The following is a 13,763-nucleotide window of genomic DNA, read 5'->3' on the forward strand; positions in this document are numbered from 1 at the left end:
TAAGGCATGGGGCCCGTCCATGCTAGACTTGTTACCAATTGTTATTGTGGCAGTGGATGAGTGCGCCGGTATCAGCTGAAAAGCTGAACCAGAGCGACGTTTCCGGTTTGCAGGGTTCTTGTGCAACGTATGCCACATTTTTGCATGCCTAGGGAACTGCAGGAATGTATGTTTCGCCCCGGCCTGCGATCCGACTATTAAGGCTTCGCCTTCGCCGCCATGGAGATTCCTTCAGGGCCCGGGCGGCGGGGCAACGCAACAAGAGAGTGGCCGGAAACAGCCACTCCGGATAAAACGGAGAACACGAGAGTGCCTACGATTAACCAGCTGGTCCGTAAGGGCCGCACGCCTAAGGTCTCAAAGACCAAGGCTCCCGCGCTTAAGGGCAGCCCCATGCGCCGCGGTGTTTGCACCCGCGTCTACACCACCACCCCGAAGAAGCCGAACTCGGCTCTGCGTAAGGTGGCACGTGTGCGCCTCAACGGCGGCGTGGAAGTTACCGCCTACATCCCCGGTGTTGGCCACAACCTGCAGGAGCACTCCATTGTGCTCGTTCGCGGTGGTCGTGTTAAGGACCTCCCGGGTGTCCGCTACAAGATCGTCCGTGGCGCCCTCGATACCCAGGGTGTGAAGAACCGTAAGCAGGCCCGCAGCCGCTACGGCGCAAAGATGGAGAAGAAGTAATATGCCTCGCAAGGGTCCGGCCCCCAAGCGGCCGCTCGTTTCGGATCCGGTATACGGTTCCCCGCTGGTAACCCAGCTCATCAACAAGGTGCTCGTTGACGGCAAGAAGTCCACGGCAGAGCGCATTGTCTATGGTGCACTCGAAGGCGCACGCGCCAAGTCCGGCGGCGACCCCGTTGCAGCCCTGAAGAAGGCCATGGACAACGTCAAGCCTTCCCTCGAGGTCCGCTCCCGCCGTGTCGGTGGCGCCACCTACCAGGTTCCGGTTGAGGTTAAGCCGGGCCGCTCCACCGCACTCGCCCTGCGGTGGCTGGTTGGCTACTCCAAGGCCCGCCGCGAGAAGACGATGACCGAGCGCCTCCAGAACGAAATCCTGGATGCGTCCAACGGTCTCGGTGCCGCTGTGAAGCGTCGCGAAGACACCCACAAGATGGCCGAGTCCAACAAGGCCTTCGCACACTACCGCTGGTAATACTCCCCGGGCGCCGCCGGCTCAACCGAGCCGGCGGCGAACGTGTAGTCCATCCCAAAAGGAGACCCCGTGGCACAGGACGTGCTTACCGACCTTAGTAAGGTCCGCAACATCGGCATCATGGCCCACATCGATGCCGGCAAGACCACCACCACCGAGCGCATCCTGTTCTACACGGGTGTGAACCACAAGATCGGCGAAACGCACGACGGCGCTTCGACCACCGACTGGATGGAACAGGAAAAGGAACGCGGCATCACCATCACGTCTGCCGCCGTGACCTGCTTCTGGGAAAACAACCAGATCAACATCATCGACACCCCCGGCCACGTGGACTTCACGGTTGAGGTTGAGCGCTCCCTGCGCGTCCTCGACGGTGCAGTCGCCGTCTTCGATGGCAAGGAAGGCGTTGAGCCGCAGTCCGAGACCGTGTGGCGCCAGGCTGACAAGTACAACGTTCCGCGTATCTGCTTCGTCAACAAGATGGACAAGCTCGGTGCTGACTTCTACTTCACCGTAGACACCATCATCAGCCGCCTCGGTGCCAAGCCGCTGGTCATGCAGCTGCCCATCGGTGCCGAGAACGACTTCATCGGCGTCGTCGACCTGCTTTACATGCGTGCCCTGGTTTGGCCGGGCGACGCCAAGGGCGACGTGACCATGGGTGCCAAGTACGAGATTCGCGAGATCCCCGCTGACCTCCAGGAAAAGGCTGAGGAGTACCGCGCGAACCTCGTTGAGACGGTCGCTGAGTCCTCCGAGGAACTCATGGAGAAGTACCTCGAGGGTGAAGAGATCTCGATCGACGAGCTCAAGGCCGGCATCCGCAAGATGACCATCGCTTCCGAGCTCTACCCGATCTTCTGCGGCTCCGCTTTCAAGAACCGCGGCGTTCAGCCCATGCTCGACGCGGTCGTTGACTACCTGCCGAACCCGCTCGACGTCCCCCCGATGGTCGGCCACGACCCTCGCGACGAAGAGAAGGAACTGACCCGCAAGCCTTCCGCTGAAGAGCCGTTCTCGGCCCTTGCGTTCAAGATTGCGGCCCACCCCTTCTTCGGCCAGCTCACCTTCATCCGCGTGTACTCCGGTCACGTGGAAGCAGGCGCCCAGGTGGTCAACTCCACCAAGGGCAAGAAGGAGCGCATCGGCAAGCTGTTCCAGATGCACGCCAACAAGGAAATGCCCGTTGAGGGCGCTACCGCCGGCCACATCTATGCAGCCATCGGCCTGAAGGACACCACCACCGGTGACACCCTGTGCGATGCCAACAACCAGATCGTGCTTGAGTCCATGAGCTTCCCGGAGCCCGTGATCTCGGTTGCCATCGAGCCGAACACCAAGGGTGACCAGGAGAAGCTCTCCACGGCCATCCAGAAGCTCTCCGCTGAGGACCCCACCTTCCAGGTGTCCCTCAACGAAGACACCGGCCAGACCATCATCGCCGGCATGGGCGAGCTCCACCTGGACATCCTGGTGGACCGCATGCGCCGCGAATTCAAGGTTGAAGCCAACGTTGGCAAGCCGCAGGTCGCTTACCGCGAAACCATCAAGCGCGCCGTCGAACGCCACGACTACACGCACAAGAAGCAGACCGGTGGTTCGGGTCAGTTCGCAAAGATCCAGATTGCCATCGAGCCTCTGGACACCGCCGAAGGCGAGCTGTACGAGTTCGAGAACAAGGTCACCGGTGGCCGCGTTCCCCGCGAGTACATCCCGTCTGTTGACGCGGGCATCCAGGACGCGCTGAACGACGGCGTCCTGGCCGGCTACCCGGTTGTCGGCATCAAGGCCACGCTGATCGATGGCGCGTACCACGATGTTGACTCCTCGGAAATGGCGTTCAAGATCGCCGGACGTATGGCTTTCAAGGAAGCTGCCCGCAAGGCGAACCCTGTCCTGCTTGAACCGCTGATGGATGTCGAGGTCCGCACCCCTGAGGAATACATGGGTGAAGTTATCGGTGACATCAACTCGCGGCGTGGCCAGATGCAGTCCATGGAAGATGCACAGGGCGTCAAGGTCATCCGTGCGCACGTTCCGCTGTCCGGCATGTTCGGCTACATCGGTGACCTGCGCTCCAAGACCCAGGGCCGTGCTGTGTACTCCATGACGTTCAACAGCTACGCCGAGGTCCCGAAGGCAGTTGCCGACGAGATCATCCAGAAGTCCCGCGGCGAATAGTCCCTCCGGACTCTCGCAGCGAAAACCTCGGTTGCGCTGTCCGCCCTTGGACAGTGCGGCCGGTGCAGGCGGTCGGCCAGCCGGATTCGTCCGGCTGGTTCATCCCCTGCACGAACAGGCTCAGGGGATTAGTATTAGTTCCTGAATCTGCAATTTCACCAATCCAAAGCCCCCCAAGTAGACTTGCCTGAGTTCTACCGCGATAAGCGCGGCTGGAGGGCAAGCTATTTGAAAACGTTCTAGGAGGAACCTGTGGCAAAGGCAAAGTTCGAGCGGACTAAGCCGCACGTCAACATCGGCACCATTGGTCACGTTGACCACGGTAAGACGACGCTGACGGCCGCCATTTCCAAGGTGCTGTACGACAAGTACCCGGATCTCAACGAGAAGCGTGACTTCGCGTCGATCGACTCTGCACCCGAAGAGCGTCAGCGCGGTATTACCATCAACATCTCCCACGTGGAGTACCAGACCGAGAAGCGTCACTACGCACACGTTGACGCCCCCGGCCACGCTGACTACATCAAGAACATGATCACCGGTGCTGCCCAGATGGACGGCGCAATCCTCGTGGTTGCCGCTACCGACGGCCCGATGGCTCAGACCCGCGAGCACGTTCTGCTGGCCCGCCAGGTTGGTGTTCCCTACCTGCTGGTCGCCCTGAACAAGGCTGACATGGTCGACGACGAAGAACTGCTCGACCTGGTCGAAATGGAAGTTCGTGAGCTCCTGAGCTCGCAGGGCTTCGATGGCGACAACGCTCCGGTTGTCCGCGTTTCAGGCCTGAAGGCACTGGAAGGCGACCCCGAGTGGGTCAAGTCCGTTGAGGACCTGATGGCTGCTGTCGACGAGTCCGTTCCGGACCCCGTACGTGACCGCGACAAGCCGTTCCTGATGCCGATCGAAGACGTCTTCACCATCACCGGTCGTGGCACCGTTGTTACGGGCCGCGCCGAGCGTGGAACCCTCGCCATCAACTCCGAGGTCGAGATCGTCGGCATCCGCCCGGTCCAGAAGACCACGGTTACCGGTATCGAGATGTTCCACAAGCAGCTCGACGAAGCATGGGCTGGCGAGAACTGTGGCCTGCTGCTCCGCGGTCTGAAGCGCGACGATGTCGAGCGTGGCCAGGTTGTCGTCAAGCCGGGTTCCATCACCCCGCACACCGACTTCGAGGCCAACGTCTACATCCTCTCCAAGGACGAAGGCGGACGTCACAACCCGTTCTACTCCAACTACCGCCCGCAGTTCTACTTCCGTACCACGGACGTAACCGGCGTTATCACCCTGCCCGAGGGCACGGAAATGGTTATGCCTGGCGACAACACTGAGATGACCGTTGCGCTCATCCAGCCCATCGCCATGGAAGAGGGCCTTGGCTTCGCTATCCGCGAAGGCGGCCGCACCGTTGGTTCGGGACGCGTTACCAAGATCATCAAGTAATACTTGCTGAACTGAAGGACAGCCCCGCTGCAAAAGCAGCGGGGCTGTCCTTTTTCGTTAACGGCCCCCTGATACTGTTGCAGCACTGAAAGGAGGCCATCATGGGCTGGCTTATCTTCCTGGTCATCGCGGTCGCCGTAGTGGCGGGGGTGTTCTGGGTCAAGCGGAACTTCCGGCACGAAATTGACCGGGCAAAGCGGATCAACAGGGCAAACAAGAACCAGTAATGACGGCAGACGCCAAAGATTCACAGGTATGCCTTAGTCCTACTTTTCGGTACACCTAAATTCGCGGTATCCTCGTCGTATTGACGCCCCAACGACGAGGACATGTGATGGCTGTTTCAACTTTGGCGGCTGAATCCGCTTCCACCAAGGGCTGGTCGCGCCTCCTGCTGCTCGGGCCGGCCTTCGTGGCGGCCATTGCGTATGTCGATCCCGGGAACGTTGCGGCGAACCTGACGGCCGGGGCAAACTTCGGTTACCTGCTTGTCTGGGTGCTGGTAGTTGCGAATGCCATGGCCGTGCTGATCCAGTACCAATCTGCCAAACTTGGCCTTGCCACCGGCATGAGCCTGCCGGAGATCCTCGGCAAGCGACTGGGAACCGGGCAGCGGCGTGCCTATTGGGTGCAGGCGGAAATCGTTGCCGGTGCTACGGACATGGCAGAGGTCATTGGCGGAGCGGTTGCCCTCAACCTGCTGTTCGGCCTTCCGCTGCTCTCGGGCGGAGTGATCATTGGGCTGGCGTCCATGCTGCTGCTGGGACTTCAGTCGCACCGGAGCCAGAAGTCCTTCGAACTCGCCATCCTGACCCTGCTGGGCGTGATCGCCGTCGGCTTCGTGTCAGGGCTCTTCGTTGCCCCACCGGACGCGGGCGGGGCCCTCGCCGGCCTCGTGCCACGGTTTGAGGGAACCGACACCGTCCTGCTCGCCGCCAGCATGCTCGGGGCCACCGTCATGCCGCACGCGATCTACCTGCACTCAGCCTTGGCCCGGGACCGTCACGGCTTCTCCGAAGATCCCGCGATCAGGACGCGCCTGATCAGGGCCACCCGGGTGGACGTCGCCGGGGCGCTGCTGCTGGCCGGCATCGTCAATATTGCCATGCTGCTGCTGGCCGCCACGAGCCTCCGCGGGGTGGAAGGGACGGACACCATCGCCGGGGCGCACGCGGCCGTGACGTCGGCACTGGGGCCGATTATCGGCGTCGTGTTTGCGGTGGGTCTCCTTGCCTCCGGCCTGGCGTCCACCTCGGTAGGGTGCTACGCAGGCGCGACGATCATGGGCGGCCTGTTGAAAGTGCGGATTCCGCTGCTGGTCCGGCGCACTGTCACCCTGATCCCGGCGCTGCTGGTCCTGGGGGCCGGCATTGAACCCACCCTGGCCCTGGTCCTCAGCCAGGTCCTCCTGAGTTTCGGTATCCCGTTCGCGCTCATCCCGCTGATCCGCCTCACCGGGAGCCGAAAAGTGATGGGCATCCATGCGGACTCGGCAGCGCTCCGGATCGCAGGCTGGACCAGTGCCACGCTGATCGTGGGCCTGAACTGCGTGTTGATCGTCCTGACGCTGCTGGGCCGCCAGTGATCCTTCAGGGACGGCCCGGCGGGTCCTGCCGGCTACCCCGGGCCCGGGACAACGCCTGGTACCAGTAGAAGGAACGCTTGGGCGTCCGTTCCAGCGAGTCGAAGTCCACGTGCACCAGACCAAAGCGCTGCGAGTATCCGGCGGCCCACTCGAAGTTGTCCATCAGCGTCCAAACGTAGTAGCCCCGCAGGTCGACACCTTCGGCAACGCCGCCGGGAGAGGTGGCCTCGAGGGCTGCCCCCAGGTGGGATGCGAGGTACTCCACCCGGTCCGTGTCCTCCAGGGTCTCCGAAACGCGGTCCGGTTCCGGGAAGCTTGCGCCGCCTTCGGTGATGTACACCGGCGGGAGGGACTGCCCGTACCGGTCCCGCATTTCCTGCAGCAGGACACCCAGATGCTCGGGCGCCACGGGCCAGCCGAAGCCGGTGCTGCCGTACTCCGGGTAACCTGCCTCGTGGAACGGCAGTTTCGCCAACTCCTGGTGCATGTCCGCAGGTAGGGGGGTGATGCCGGGCCCCAAGGCCACCTTGACCGGGAAGTAGTAGTTGAGGCCGTAGAAGTCCAGCGGCTGGTGGATGGTCTTGAGGTCGGCATCGGAAATCCTGCCGATGGAGCGCAGCCACGGCCTTGCATACAAGGGCAGGGACGGGTAGCGCCCCAGCAGGACTGGATCGGCGTAGAGCCTGTTCATCAGCAGGTCGTAAAGATGCGCCACGAGCCGGTCGCCGATCTTCCGGGACGCAGGCCTGACGGGGGAGTGCAGGTTGGTCAGGCCGATGCCGCCCGCTACGCCGGCTGCCCGCAGCGCCTGCACGCCAAGTCCATGCGCCAGGAGTTGGTGGTGGATGGCGGGGAGGGCGTCGAACATCAGGCGGCGTCCCGGCGCGTGGACTCCCAGTGCGTATCCATTGAGGGTCACCGATACGGGCTCATTGAGTGTCACCCACTGGTCAACGCGGTCGCCAAACCGCTCACCGGCGGCGCGCGCGTACTCGCCGAACCTTTCAGCGGTTTCCCGGTTCAGCCAGCCGCCGCGGTGTTCCAGCGGCAGGGGGGTGTCCCAGTGGTACAGGGTGGCCATGGGGGAGATGCCGGCCTCAAGGAGCTGGTTGATCAGGCGGTCGTAAAAGTCCAGGCCCTCAGCATTGAACTTGCCCTGGCCGTCAGGCTGGATGCGCGGCCAGGAGAGGGAGAACCGGTAGGAGTCAACGCCCAGCTCCTTGAGCAGTCCAACATCTTCCGGCAGCCGGTTGTAGTGGTCGCACGCCACTGCGGGGGAGTGGCCGTCCAGGATGGAGCCGGGTTTCTCCGCGAAGGCGTCCCACCCCGAGGGCCCACGGCCTCCTGCCGTCAGCGCGCCTTCGATCTGGAACGCCGCGGCGGCGACGCCCAGGGTGAACGACGGCGGCACGCGCCCAGCCAGTTCCGTCACCGATTCAGTGCCTTCCAGGGTCATGCACCTATCATCCAGCCGGTTTCATGCGACTGCAATGGCACCTCAGGGGACGGGTTGGAGGCCAATTCGCATCTGCCGGCCTTTTCCGGCATACTAGATGAGTTGTTCAAGCGCTTCTTCGTGTCCCGATCCGGATAATGCCGGGTGCAGGGTCCAAGCTGAAGACCAAACATAACCCACCCCCAAGGAACGGCGGATTCATATGCGCGCCCAGCGCGACACGCCCGACCGCGGGGGTCGGTTACGCCGGCAAGGTGAGGAACCCGGATTTATCCGGATTCAGTTTGTGCGGCGGATGGTGGTTACGACCTCAAATGCTTCGGCAGCCATACAACGAGTAAGTGAACAGGGCAGCCCTAAACCGGGGAAGCACAGACTGAAAGAGAGTCAGGCGACATGGCGGGACAAAAAATCCGCATCCGGCTGAAGTCATACGACCACGAGGTCATTGACGTTTCAGCACGGAAGATCGTTGAGACGGTCACGCGCGCAGGCGCAACGGTAGTTGGCCCCGTGCCGCTGCCTACGGAGAAGAACGTTTACTGCGTTATCCGCTCTCCGCACAAGTACAAGGACAGCCGCGAGCACTTTGAAATGCGCACGCACAAGCGTCTTATCGACATCATCGATCCCACGCCGAAGGCTGTTGACTCGCTCATGCGTCTCGACCTGCCGGCTGACGTGAACATCGAAATCAAGCTGTAGGGAGGTGCTGAGAGACTATGACCGCAACCCGTAACGTAAAGGGCCTGCTGGGCACGAAGCTCGGCATGACCCAGGTCTGGGACGAGAACAACAAGCTCATCCCCGTCACTGTGGTCCAGGCAGACTCGAACGTCATCACCCAGCTGCGCAACGCAGAAGTTGATGGCTACGTCGCCGTTCAGATCGGCTACGGCCAGATCGATCCCCGCAAGGTCACCAAGCCGCTGGCTGGTCACTTTGAAAAGGCAGGCGTCACGCCTCGCCGCCACGTCGTCGAACTTCGTACCGCAGATGCTGCCGAGTACGAGCTGGGCCAGGAGCTCTCCGTAGAGCTCTTCGAAGCCGGCCAGAAGATCGACGTCGTCGGGACCACCAAGGGTAAGGGCTTCGCCGGTGTTATGAAGCGTCACGGCTTCCACGGCGTTGGAGCTTCCCACGGTGCCCACAAGAACCACCGTAAGCCCGGTTCAATCGGTGGCGCATCCACCCCGAGCCGCGTCTTCAAGGGCATGAAAATGGCCGGCCGCATGGGCGCCGTTCGTCACACCACGCTGAACCTCACGGTCCACGCGGTTGACGTCGAGAAGTCGCTGCTCCTGATCAAGGGTGCCGTCCCCGGCGCCCGCGGCCAGGTCGTCTTCGTACGTACCGCCGTGAAGGGAGCCTAGTTCAATGGCTAACACTGTCCAGGTTGACCTGCCTGCAGAGATCTTCGACGTTCAGACCAACGTGCCGCTGCTGCACCAGGTCGTCGTTGCCCAGCTCGCTGCTGCCCGCCAGGGAACCCACAAGACCAAGACCCGCGCTGAAGTTTCCGGTGCAGGACGCAAGCCGTTCAAGCAGAAGGGCACCGGCCGCGCCCGTCAGGGTTCCATCCGTGCTCCCCACATGACCGGCGGTGGCATCGTCCACGGTCCCACCCCGCGTGACTACAGCCAGCGCACCCCCAAGAAGATGATTGCTGCTGCACTGCGCGGCGCACTCTCTGACCGGGCCCGCAACGGTCGCATCCACGTTGTCGCAGAACTGGTTGAAGGCACCAAGCCGTCCGCCAAGACCGCACTTGCAACGCTCCGCGGTGTTTCCGACCGCAAGAACCTGCTGGTCGTCATCGAGCGCGATAACGACGTTGCCGCACTGTCCGTGCGCAACCTCGCCGGCGTTCACGTTCTGTACGCAGACCAGCTGAACACCTACGACGTTCTCGTCTCCGATGACGTTGTCTTCACCAAGGCTGCCTACGACGCATTCGTTGCCGCCAAGGCAGCTAAGAACGAGGAGGATGCCAAGTGAGTGCAGCCACCATCAAGGATCCCCGCGACGTCGTGCTTGCACCCGTCGTGTCGGAAAAGAGCTACGGCCTGATCGACGAGGGCAAGTACACCTTCCTGGTGGACCCCCGTTCGAACAAGACCGAGATCAAGCTGGCCGTGGAGAAGATCTTCTCCGTCAAGGTCGAATCGATCAACACCATCAACCGTGCCGGTAAGCGCAAGCGCACCAAATTCGGATGGGGTACCCGCAAGAACACCAAGCGTGCGATTGTCACCCTCAAAGAAGGCACCATCGACATCTTCGGCGGTCCGCTCGCGTAGCGGAGACCACTTTAACGAGGAAATAAATTATGGGAATCCGTAAGTACAAGCCGACTACCCCGGGCCGTCGTGGCTCGAGCGTAGCGGACTTCACCGAAATTACGCGGTCGACGCCGGAAAAGTCGTTGGTACGTCCGCTGCCCAAAAAGGGCGGCCGTAACAACTCCGGTAAGATCACCACCCGTCACAAGGGTGGCGGACACAAGCGCCAGTACCGTCTGATCGACTTCCGTCGCCACGACAAGGACGGCGTCAACGCCCGCGTTGCCGAAATCGAGTACGATCCGAACCGCACGGCTCGCATCGCCCTCCTGCACTACGTTGATGGCACCAAGCGTTACATCATCGCCCCCAACAAGCTCGCCCAGGGTGACGTTGTTGAGGCAGGTGCCGGTGCTGACATCAAGCCCGGTAACAACCTGCCGCTGCTCAACATCCCGGTGGGTACTGTCATCCACGCAGTTGAACTGCGCCCGGGTGGCGGCGCCAAGATGGGCCGCTCCGCCGGCGCATCCATCCAGCTTGTTGCCAAGGAAGGCCGCTTCGCCCAGCTGCGTCTGCCTTCCGGCGAAATCCGCAACGTTGACGTGCGCTGCCGGGCAACCGTCGGCGAGGTCGGCAACGCCGAGCAGTCGAACATCAACTGGGGCAAGGCCGGCCGTATGCGGTGGAAGGGCGTTCGCCCGACCGTCCGTGGTGTCGCCATGAACCCGGTTGACCACCCGCACGGTGGTGGTGAGGGTAAGACGTCCGGTGGACGTAACCCCGTCAACCCGAACGGTAAGCGGGAAGGCCGCACCCGCCGCCCCAACAAAGAGAGCGACAAGCTTATTGTGCGTCGCCGTCGTACTGGCAAGAACAAGCGATAGGAGCCTGGAAACATGCCACGCAGCCTGAAAAAAGGTCCTTTCGTTGACCAGCACCTCTTTGTGAAGGTAGCCAGGGAAAACGAAAAGGGCACCAAGAACGTCATCAAGACCTGGTCCCGCCGTTCGATGATCATCCCCGACATGCTCGGACACACGATCGCCGTACACGACGGACGCAAGCACATCCCGGTGTTTGTCACTGAGTCGATGGTCGGGCACAAGCTCGGCGAATTCGCTCCCACGCGGACATTCCGCGGCCATGTCAAGGACGACCGTAAGGGCAAGCGCCGCTAGGCGCCTGCGTTTACGTCAAAGACGAGAGAAGGAAAGCAATGGAAGCCAAGGCAATTGCGCGCCACATCCGCGTAACGCCTATGAAGGCCCGGCGCGTCGTCAACCTTGTTCGTGGATTGCAAGCGAATGAGGCTCTGGCAATTCTGAAGTTTGCCCCGCAGGCAGCTTCGGAGCCGGTATTCAAGGTAGTTCAGTCAGCAATCTCCAACGCCCGGGTCCTCGCGGACCGCGACGGCGTGGCGTTTGACGAAGGCGACCTCATCATCAGCGAAGCGTTTGTTGATGAAGGCCCGACCATGAAGCGGTTCCAGCCGCGTGCCCAGGGTCGTGCATTTCAGATCAAGAAGCGCACCAGCCACATCACCGTGGTAGTCGCTACCCCGGAGAAAGAGGAGGCTCGCTAAGTGGGACAGAAAGTAAACCCGCACGGGTTCCGACTCGGCATCACCACCGATCACGTATCGCACTGGTTCGCTGACAGCACCAAGGCCGGCCAGCGGTACAAGGACTTCGTTCGCGAAGACATCCGCATCCGCCAGCTCATGTCCACGGGCATGGAGCGCGCCGGCATCGCCAAGGTCGAGATCGAGCGCACCCGTGACCGTGTCCGCGTGGACATCCACACGGCCCGCCCGGGTATCGTCATCGGCCGCCGTGGAGCAGAAGCAGACCGCATCCGCGGCGAGCTCGAAAAGCTCACCGGCAAGCAGGTCCAGCTGAACATCCTCGAGGTCAAGAACCCCGAAATGGAAGCCCAGCTCGTGGCCCAGGGCGTTGCAGAGCAGCTGACTTCCCGCGTGGCATTCCGCCGTGCGATGAAGAAGGCCATGCAGTCCGCACAGCGTGCAGGTGCCAAGGGCATCCGTATCGCCTGCTCGGGCCGCCTGGGTGGCGCTGAAATGTCCCGCTCGGAGTTCTACCGCGAAGGCCGTGTGCCCCTGCACACCCTCCGCGCGAACATCGACTACGGCTTCTACGAAGCCAAGACCACCTTCGGCCGCATCGGCGTGAAGGTCTGGATCTACAAGGGTGACGTCACCGCCAAGGAACTGGCCGCACAAGCCGCTGCTGCCCCGTCCCGCGGTGGCCGTGGCGAGCGTCCCGGCCGTCCGGGTGGCGCTGACCGTGGTGACCGCCGCCGTCGCAACGACCGTCCGGCCGCCGACGCAGCTCCTGCTGCCGAAGCACCGGCAGTTGAAGCAGCACCTGCTGCTGCAGAAGGAGGACAGGCTTAAATGCTTATCCCACGTCGAGTAAAGCACCGTAAGCAGCACCACCCGGGTCGTTCCGGCGCTGCCACGGGCGGCACCGAGGTCTCGTTCGGCGAGTGGGGTATCCAGGCGCTGAGCCCGGCATACGTCACCAACCGCCAGATCGAATCTGCCCGTATCGCGATGACCCGCCACATCAAGCGTGGCGGCAAGGTCTGGATCAACATCTACCCGGACCGCCCCCTGACCAAGAAGCCTGCCGAAACCCGTATGGGTTCCGGTAAGGGTTCGCCGGAATGGTGGGTTTCAAACGTAAAGCCGGGCCGGGTTCTCTTCGAACTCTCCGGTGTCAATGAAGAGGTAGCTCGCGAGGCTCTGCGCCTGGCAATCCACAAGCTGCCGTTGAAGGCACGCATTGTGCGTCGCGAGGGTGGTGAATAGAAATGGCAGTAGGATCCAAGGATCTGGCTCCCGCACAGCTGGACGGTTTCGACAACGAGCGTCTCGTTGAAGAACTCCGCAAGGCCAAGGAAGAGCTGTTCAACCTGCGTTTCCAGTCCGCCACCGGACAGCTGGAGAACCACGGCCGCCTGCGTGCAGTAAAGAAGGACATTGCACGCATCTACACCGTTCTCCGCGAACGCGAGCTGGGCATTCGTGCCGAGGTTGCCGCACCGGTTGTGGAAGCCAAGGAAGAGAAGAAGTCCAAGAAGGCTGCAACCAAGAAGGCCGACAAGGCTGAAAAGGCTGAGACCGAGGAGGACGCCAAGTGAGTGAAAAGGACCAGAACGTGACCGAAACTGCTACCGAAGCCAAGGCTGGGCAGCGCGGTTACCGCAAGACCCTTCGCGGCTACGTGGTCTCCGACAAGATGGAAAAGACCATCGTTGTCGAGGTTGAGGACCGCGTGAAGCACGCACTGTACGGCAAGGTCATCCGCCGTACGTCCAAGGTCAAGGCACACGACGAAGCGAACACCGCAGGTGTTGGCGACCTCGTAGTCATCGCCGAGACCCGTCCGCTGTCCGCCACCAAGAACTGGCGGCTCGTGGAAATCCTCGAAAAGGCCAAGTAGCACCTGCTGCTTTGCTGGAAGCCTCCGCCCCCTTTCCGGGAGCGGGGGCTTCCTCGTTTAAACCCCATGCCCTACTCCTGCGAGGGTTCCGCCCCACCCGGACGCCCCATCACTTCCCGCCGGCTTTTCTGCGACGCCCCATCATCTCCTGCCCCTTTTTCGCGAACGCACCATCACGTGCTGCGGAAGG

The 13,763-nt window shown here is 62.2% G+C and carries 18 protein-coding genes; 17 read left to right on the plus strand and 1 reads right to left on the minus strand.

Going from position 1 to position 13,763, the window contains the following annotated elements:
- Positions 1-309: 309 nt before the first annotated feature.
- The 6 genes from rpsL to AC1DIP_RS01960 all read left to right on the plus strand — a co-directional run bounded on the left by rpsL (position 310) and on the right by AC1DIP_RS01960 (position 6,368).
- Positions 310-684 carry a 30S ribosomal protein S12 gene (gene rpsL, locus AC1DIP_RS01935; RefSeq protein ID WP_009358312.1) on the plus strand — a complete coding sequence of 125 codons (375 nt, stop codon included), beginning with the start codon at positions 310-312 and terminating at the stop codon, positions 682-684.
- Position 685: 1 nt separating this feature from the next.
- Entirely contained in the window at positions 686-1,156 is a 471-nt protein-coding gene (rpsG, locus tag AC1DIP_RS01940; protein WP_003803829.1) for a 30S ribosomal protein S7, read from the plus strand.
- 69 nt (positions 1,157-1,225) lie between these two features.
- The gene (gene fusA, locus AC1DIP_RS01945; protein WP_141159761.1) at positions 1,226-3,340 is read left to right on the plus strand and encodes an elongation factor G; all 2,115 of its coding nucleotides are present in this window, start codon (positions 1,226-1,228) and stop codon (positions 3,338-3,340) included.
- Between the two features lie 252 nt (positions 3,341-3,592).
- Complete coding sequence (gene tuf, locus AC1DIP_RS01950; protein ID WP_141159762.1) at positions 3,593-4,783, plus strand: elongation factor Tu; 1,191 nt, start codon at positions 3,593-3,595, stop codon at positions 4,781-4,783.
- 101 nt (positions 4,784-4,884) lie between these two features.
- Positions 4,885-5,010 (plus strand): hypothetical protein, encoded by a 126-nt coding sequence (locus AC1DIP_RS01955; RefSeq protein WP_477732646.1) that lies wholly within the window; start codon positions 4,885-4,887, stop codon positions 5,008-5,010.
- 107 nt (positions 5,011-5,117) lie between these two features.
- Positions 5,118-6,368 carry an Nramp family divalent metal transporter gene (locus AC1DIP_RS01960; RefSeq protein WP_477732647.1) on the plus strand — a complete coding sequence of 417 codons (1,251 nt, stop codon included), beginning with the start codon at positions 5,118-5,120 and terminating at the stop codon, positions 6,366-6,368.
- A 4-nt stretch (positions 6,369-6,372) separates the two neighbouring features.
- Here AC1DIP_RS01960 and AC1DIP_RS01965 read toward each other — a convergent pair whose 3' ends face one another.
- Positions 6,373-7,824 carry a GH1 family beta-glucosidase gene (locus AC1DIP_RS01965; protein ID WP_477732648.1) on the minus strand — a complete coding sequence of 484 codons (1,452 nt, stop codon included), beginning with the start codon at positions 7,822-7,824 and terminating at the stop codon, positions 6,373-6,375.
- Between the two features lie 396 nt (positions 7,825-8,220).
- Between AC1DIP_RS01965 and rpsJ the strand changes: the two genes are divergently transcribed.
- From rpsJ to rpsQ, 11 genes are read left to right on the plus strand one after another with little or no spacing between them, the layout of a single operon-like run.
- Positions 8,221-8,529 carry a 30S ribosomal protein S10 gene (rpsJ, locus tag AC1DIP_RS01970; protein ID WP_003803825.1) on the plus strand — a complete coding sequence of 103 codons (309 nt, stop codon included), beginning with the start codon at positions 8,221-8,223 and terminating at the stop codon, positions 8,527-8,529.
- Between the two features lie 17 nt (positions 8,530-8,546).
- Positions 8,547-9,197 (plus strand): 50S ribosomal protein L3, encoded by a 651-nt coding sequence (rplC, locus tag AC1DIP_RS01975; protein WP_307425018.1) that lies wholly within the window; start codon positions 8,547-8,549, stop codon positions 9,195-9,197.
- 4 nt (positions 9,198-9,201) lie between these two features.
- Positions 9,202-9,822, plus strand: coding sequence for a 50S ribosomal protein L4 (gene rplD, locus AC1DIP_RS01980; protein ID WP_141159766.1), 621 nt, complete (start codon positions 9,202-9,204; stop codon positions 9,820-9,822).
- Positions 9,819-10,124, plus strand: a complete 306-nt coding sequence (rplW, locus tag AC1DIP_RS01985; protein WP_011692807.1) for a 50S ribosomal protein L23 — start codon at positions 9,819-9,821, stop codon at positions 10,122-10,124. Before rplD ends, rplW begins: the two co-directional genes overlap by 4 nt.
- 29 nt (positions 10,125-10,153) lie before the next feature.
- A complete protein-coding gene (gene rplB / locus AC1DIP_RS01990; RefSeq protein WP_141159767.1) occupies positions 10,154-10,993 on the plus strand; it encodes a 50S ribosomal protein L2 in 840 nt (279 codons plus the stop codon).
- 12 nt (positions 10,994-11,005) lie between these two features.
- The gene (gene rpsS / locus AC1DIP_RS01995) at positions 11,006-11,287 is read left to right on the plus strand and encodes a 30S ribosomal protein S19 (protein ID WP_003803803.1); all 282 of its coding nucleotides are present in this window, start codon (positions 11,006-11,008) and stop codon (positions 11,285-11,287) included.
- Positions 11,288-11,325: 38 nt separating this feature from the next.
- The gene (gene rplV, locus AC1DIP_RS02000) at positions 11,326-11,691 is read left to right on the plus strand and encodes a 50S ribosomal protein L22 (RefSeq protein WP_009358304.1); all 366 of its coding nucleotides are present in this window, start codon (positions 11,326-11,328) and stop codon (positions 11,689-11,691) included.
- The gene (rpsC, locus tag AC1DIP_RS02005) at positions 11,692-12,522 is read left to right on the plus strand and encodes a 30S ribosomal protein S3 (RefSeq protein WP_043454600.1); all 831 of its coding nucleotides are present in this window, start codon (positions 11,692-11,694) and stop codon (positions 12,520-12,522) included. It begins immediately after the preceding gene.
- Positions 12,523-12,939, plus strand: coding sequence for a 50S ribosomal protein L16 (gene rplP / locus AC1DIP_RS02010; protein WP_056737809.1), 417 nt, complete (start codon positions 12,523-12,525; stop codon positions 12,937-12,939).
- A 2-nt stretch (positions 12,940-12,941) separates the two neighbouring features.
- Entirely contained in the window at positions 12,942-13,271 is a 330-nt protein-coding gene (gene rpmC, locus AC1DIP_RS02015; protein WP_387557555.1) for a 50S ribosomal protein L29, read from the plus strand.
- On the plus strand, positions 13,268-13,573 hold the full coding sequence (gene rpsQ / locus AC1DIP_RS02020) for a 30S ribosomal protein S17 (protein WP_387557553.1): 306 nt from the start codon (positions 13,268-13,270) through the stop codon (positions 13,571-13,573). The genes rpmC and rpsQ overlap by 4 nt, the downstream gene beginning before the upstream one ends.
- Positions 13,574-13,763: the final 190 nt, after the last annotated feature.

The sequence above is a fragment of the Pseudarthrobacter sp. 05T312 genome, from assembly GCF_056396685.1.

Excerpts from the sequence above, each read along its gene's own strand:
- rpsG (WP_003803829.1), top strand. The coding sequence starts at position 686 with ATGCCTCGCAAGGGTCCGGCCCCCAAGCGGCCGCTCGTTTCGGATCCG.
- AC1DIP_RS01955 (WP_477732646.1), top strand. The coding sequence starts at position 4,885 with ATGGGCTGGCTTATCTTCCTGGTCATCGCGGTCGCCGTAGTGGCGGGG.
- AC1DIP_RS01960 (WP_477732647.1), top strand. The coding sequence starts at position 5,118 with ATGGCTGTTTCAACTTTGGCGGCTGAATCCGCTTCCACCAAGGGCTGG.
- AC1DIP_RS01965 (WP_477732648.1), bottom strand. The coding sequence starts at position 7,824 with ATGACCCTGGAAGGCACTGAATCGGTGACGGAACTGGCTGGGCGCGTG.
- rpsJ (WP_003803825.1), top strand. The coding sequence starts at position 8,221 with ATGGCGGGACAAAAAATCCGCATCCGGCTGAAGTCATACGACCACGAG.
- rplC (WP_307425018.1), top strand. The coding sequence starts at position 8,547 with ATGACCGCAACCCGTAACGTAAAGGGCCTGCTGGGCACGAAGCTCGGC.
- rplD (WP_141159766.1), top strand. The coding sequence starts at position 9,202 with ATGGCTAACACTGTCCAGGTTGACCTGCCTGCAGAGATCTTCGACGTT.
- rplB (WP_141159767.1), top strand. The coding sequence starts at position 10,154 with ATGGGAATCCGTAAGTACAAGCCGACTACCCCGGGCCGTCGTGGCTCG.
- rpsS (WP_003803803.1), top strand. The coding sequence starts at position 11,006 with ATGCCACGCAGCCTGAAAAAAGGTCCTTTCGTTGACCAGCACCTCTTT.
- rplV (WP_009358304.1), top strand. The coding sequence starts at position 11,326 with ATGGAAGCCAAGGCAATTGCGCGCCACATCCGCGTAACGCCTATGAAG.
- rplP (WP_056737809.1), top strand. The coding sequence starts at position 12,523 with ATGCTTATCCCACGTCGAGTAAAGCACCGTAAGCAGCACCACCCGGGT.
- rpmC (WP_387557555.1), top strand. The coding sequence starts at position 12,942 with ATGGCAGTAGGATCCAAGGATCTGGCTCCCGCACAGCTGGACGGTTTC.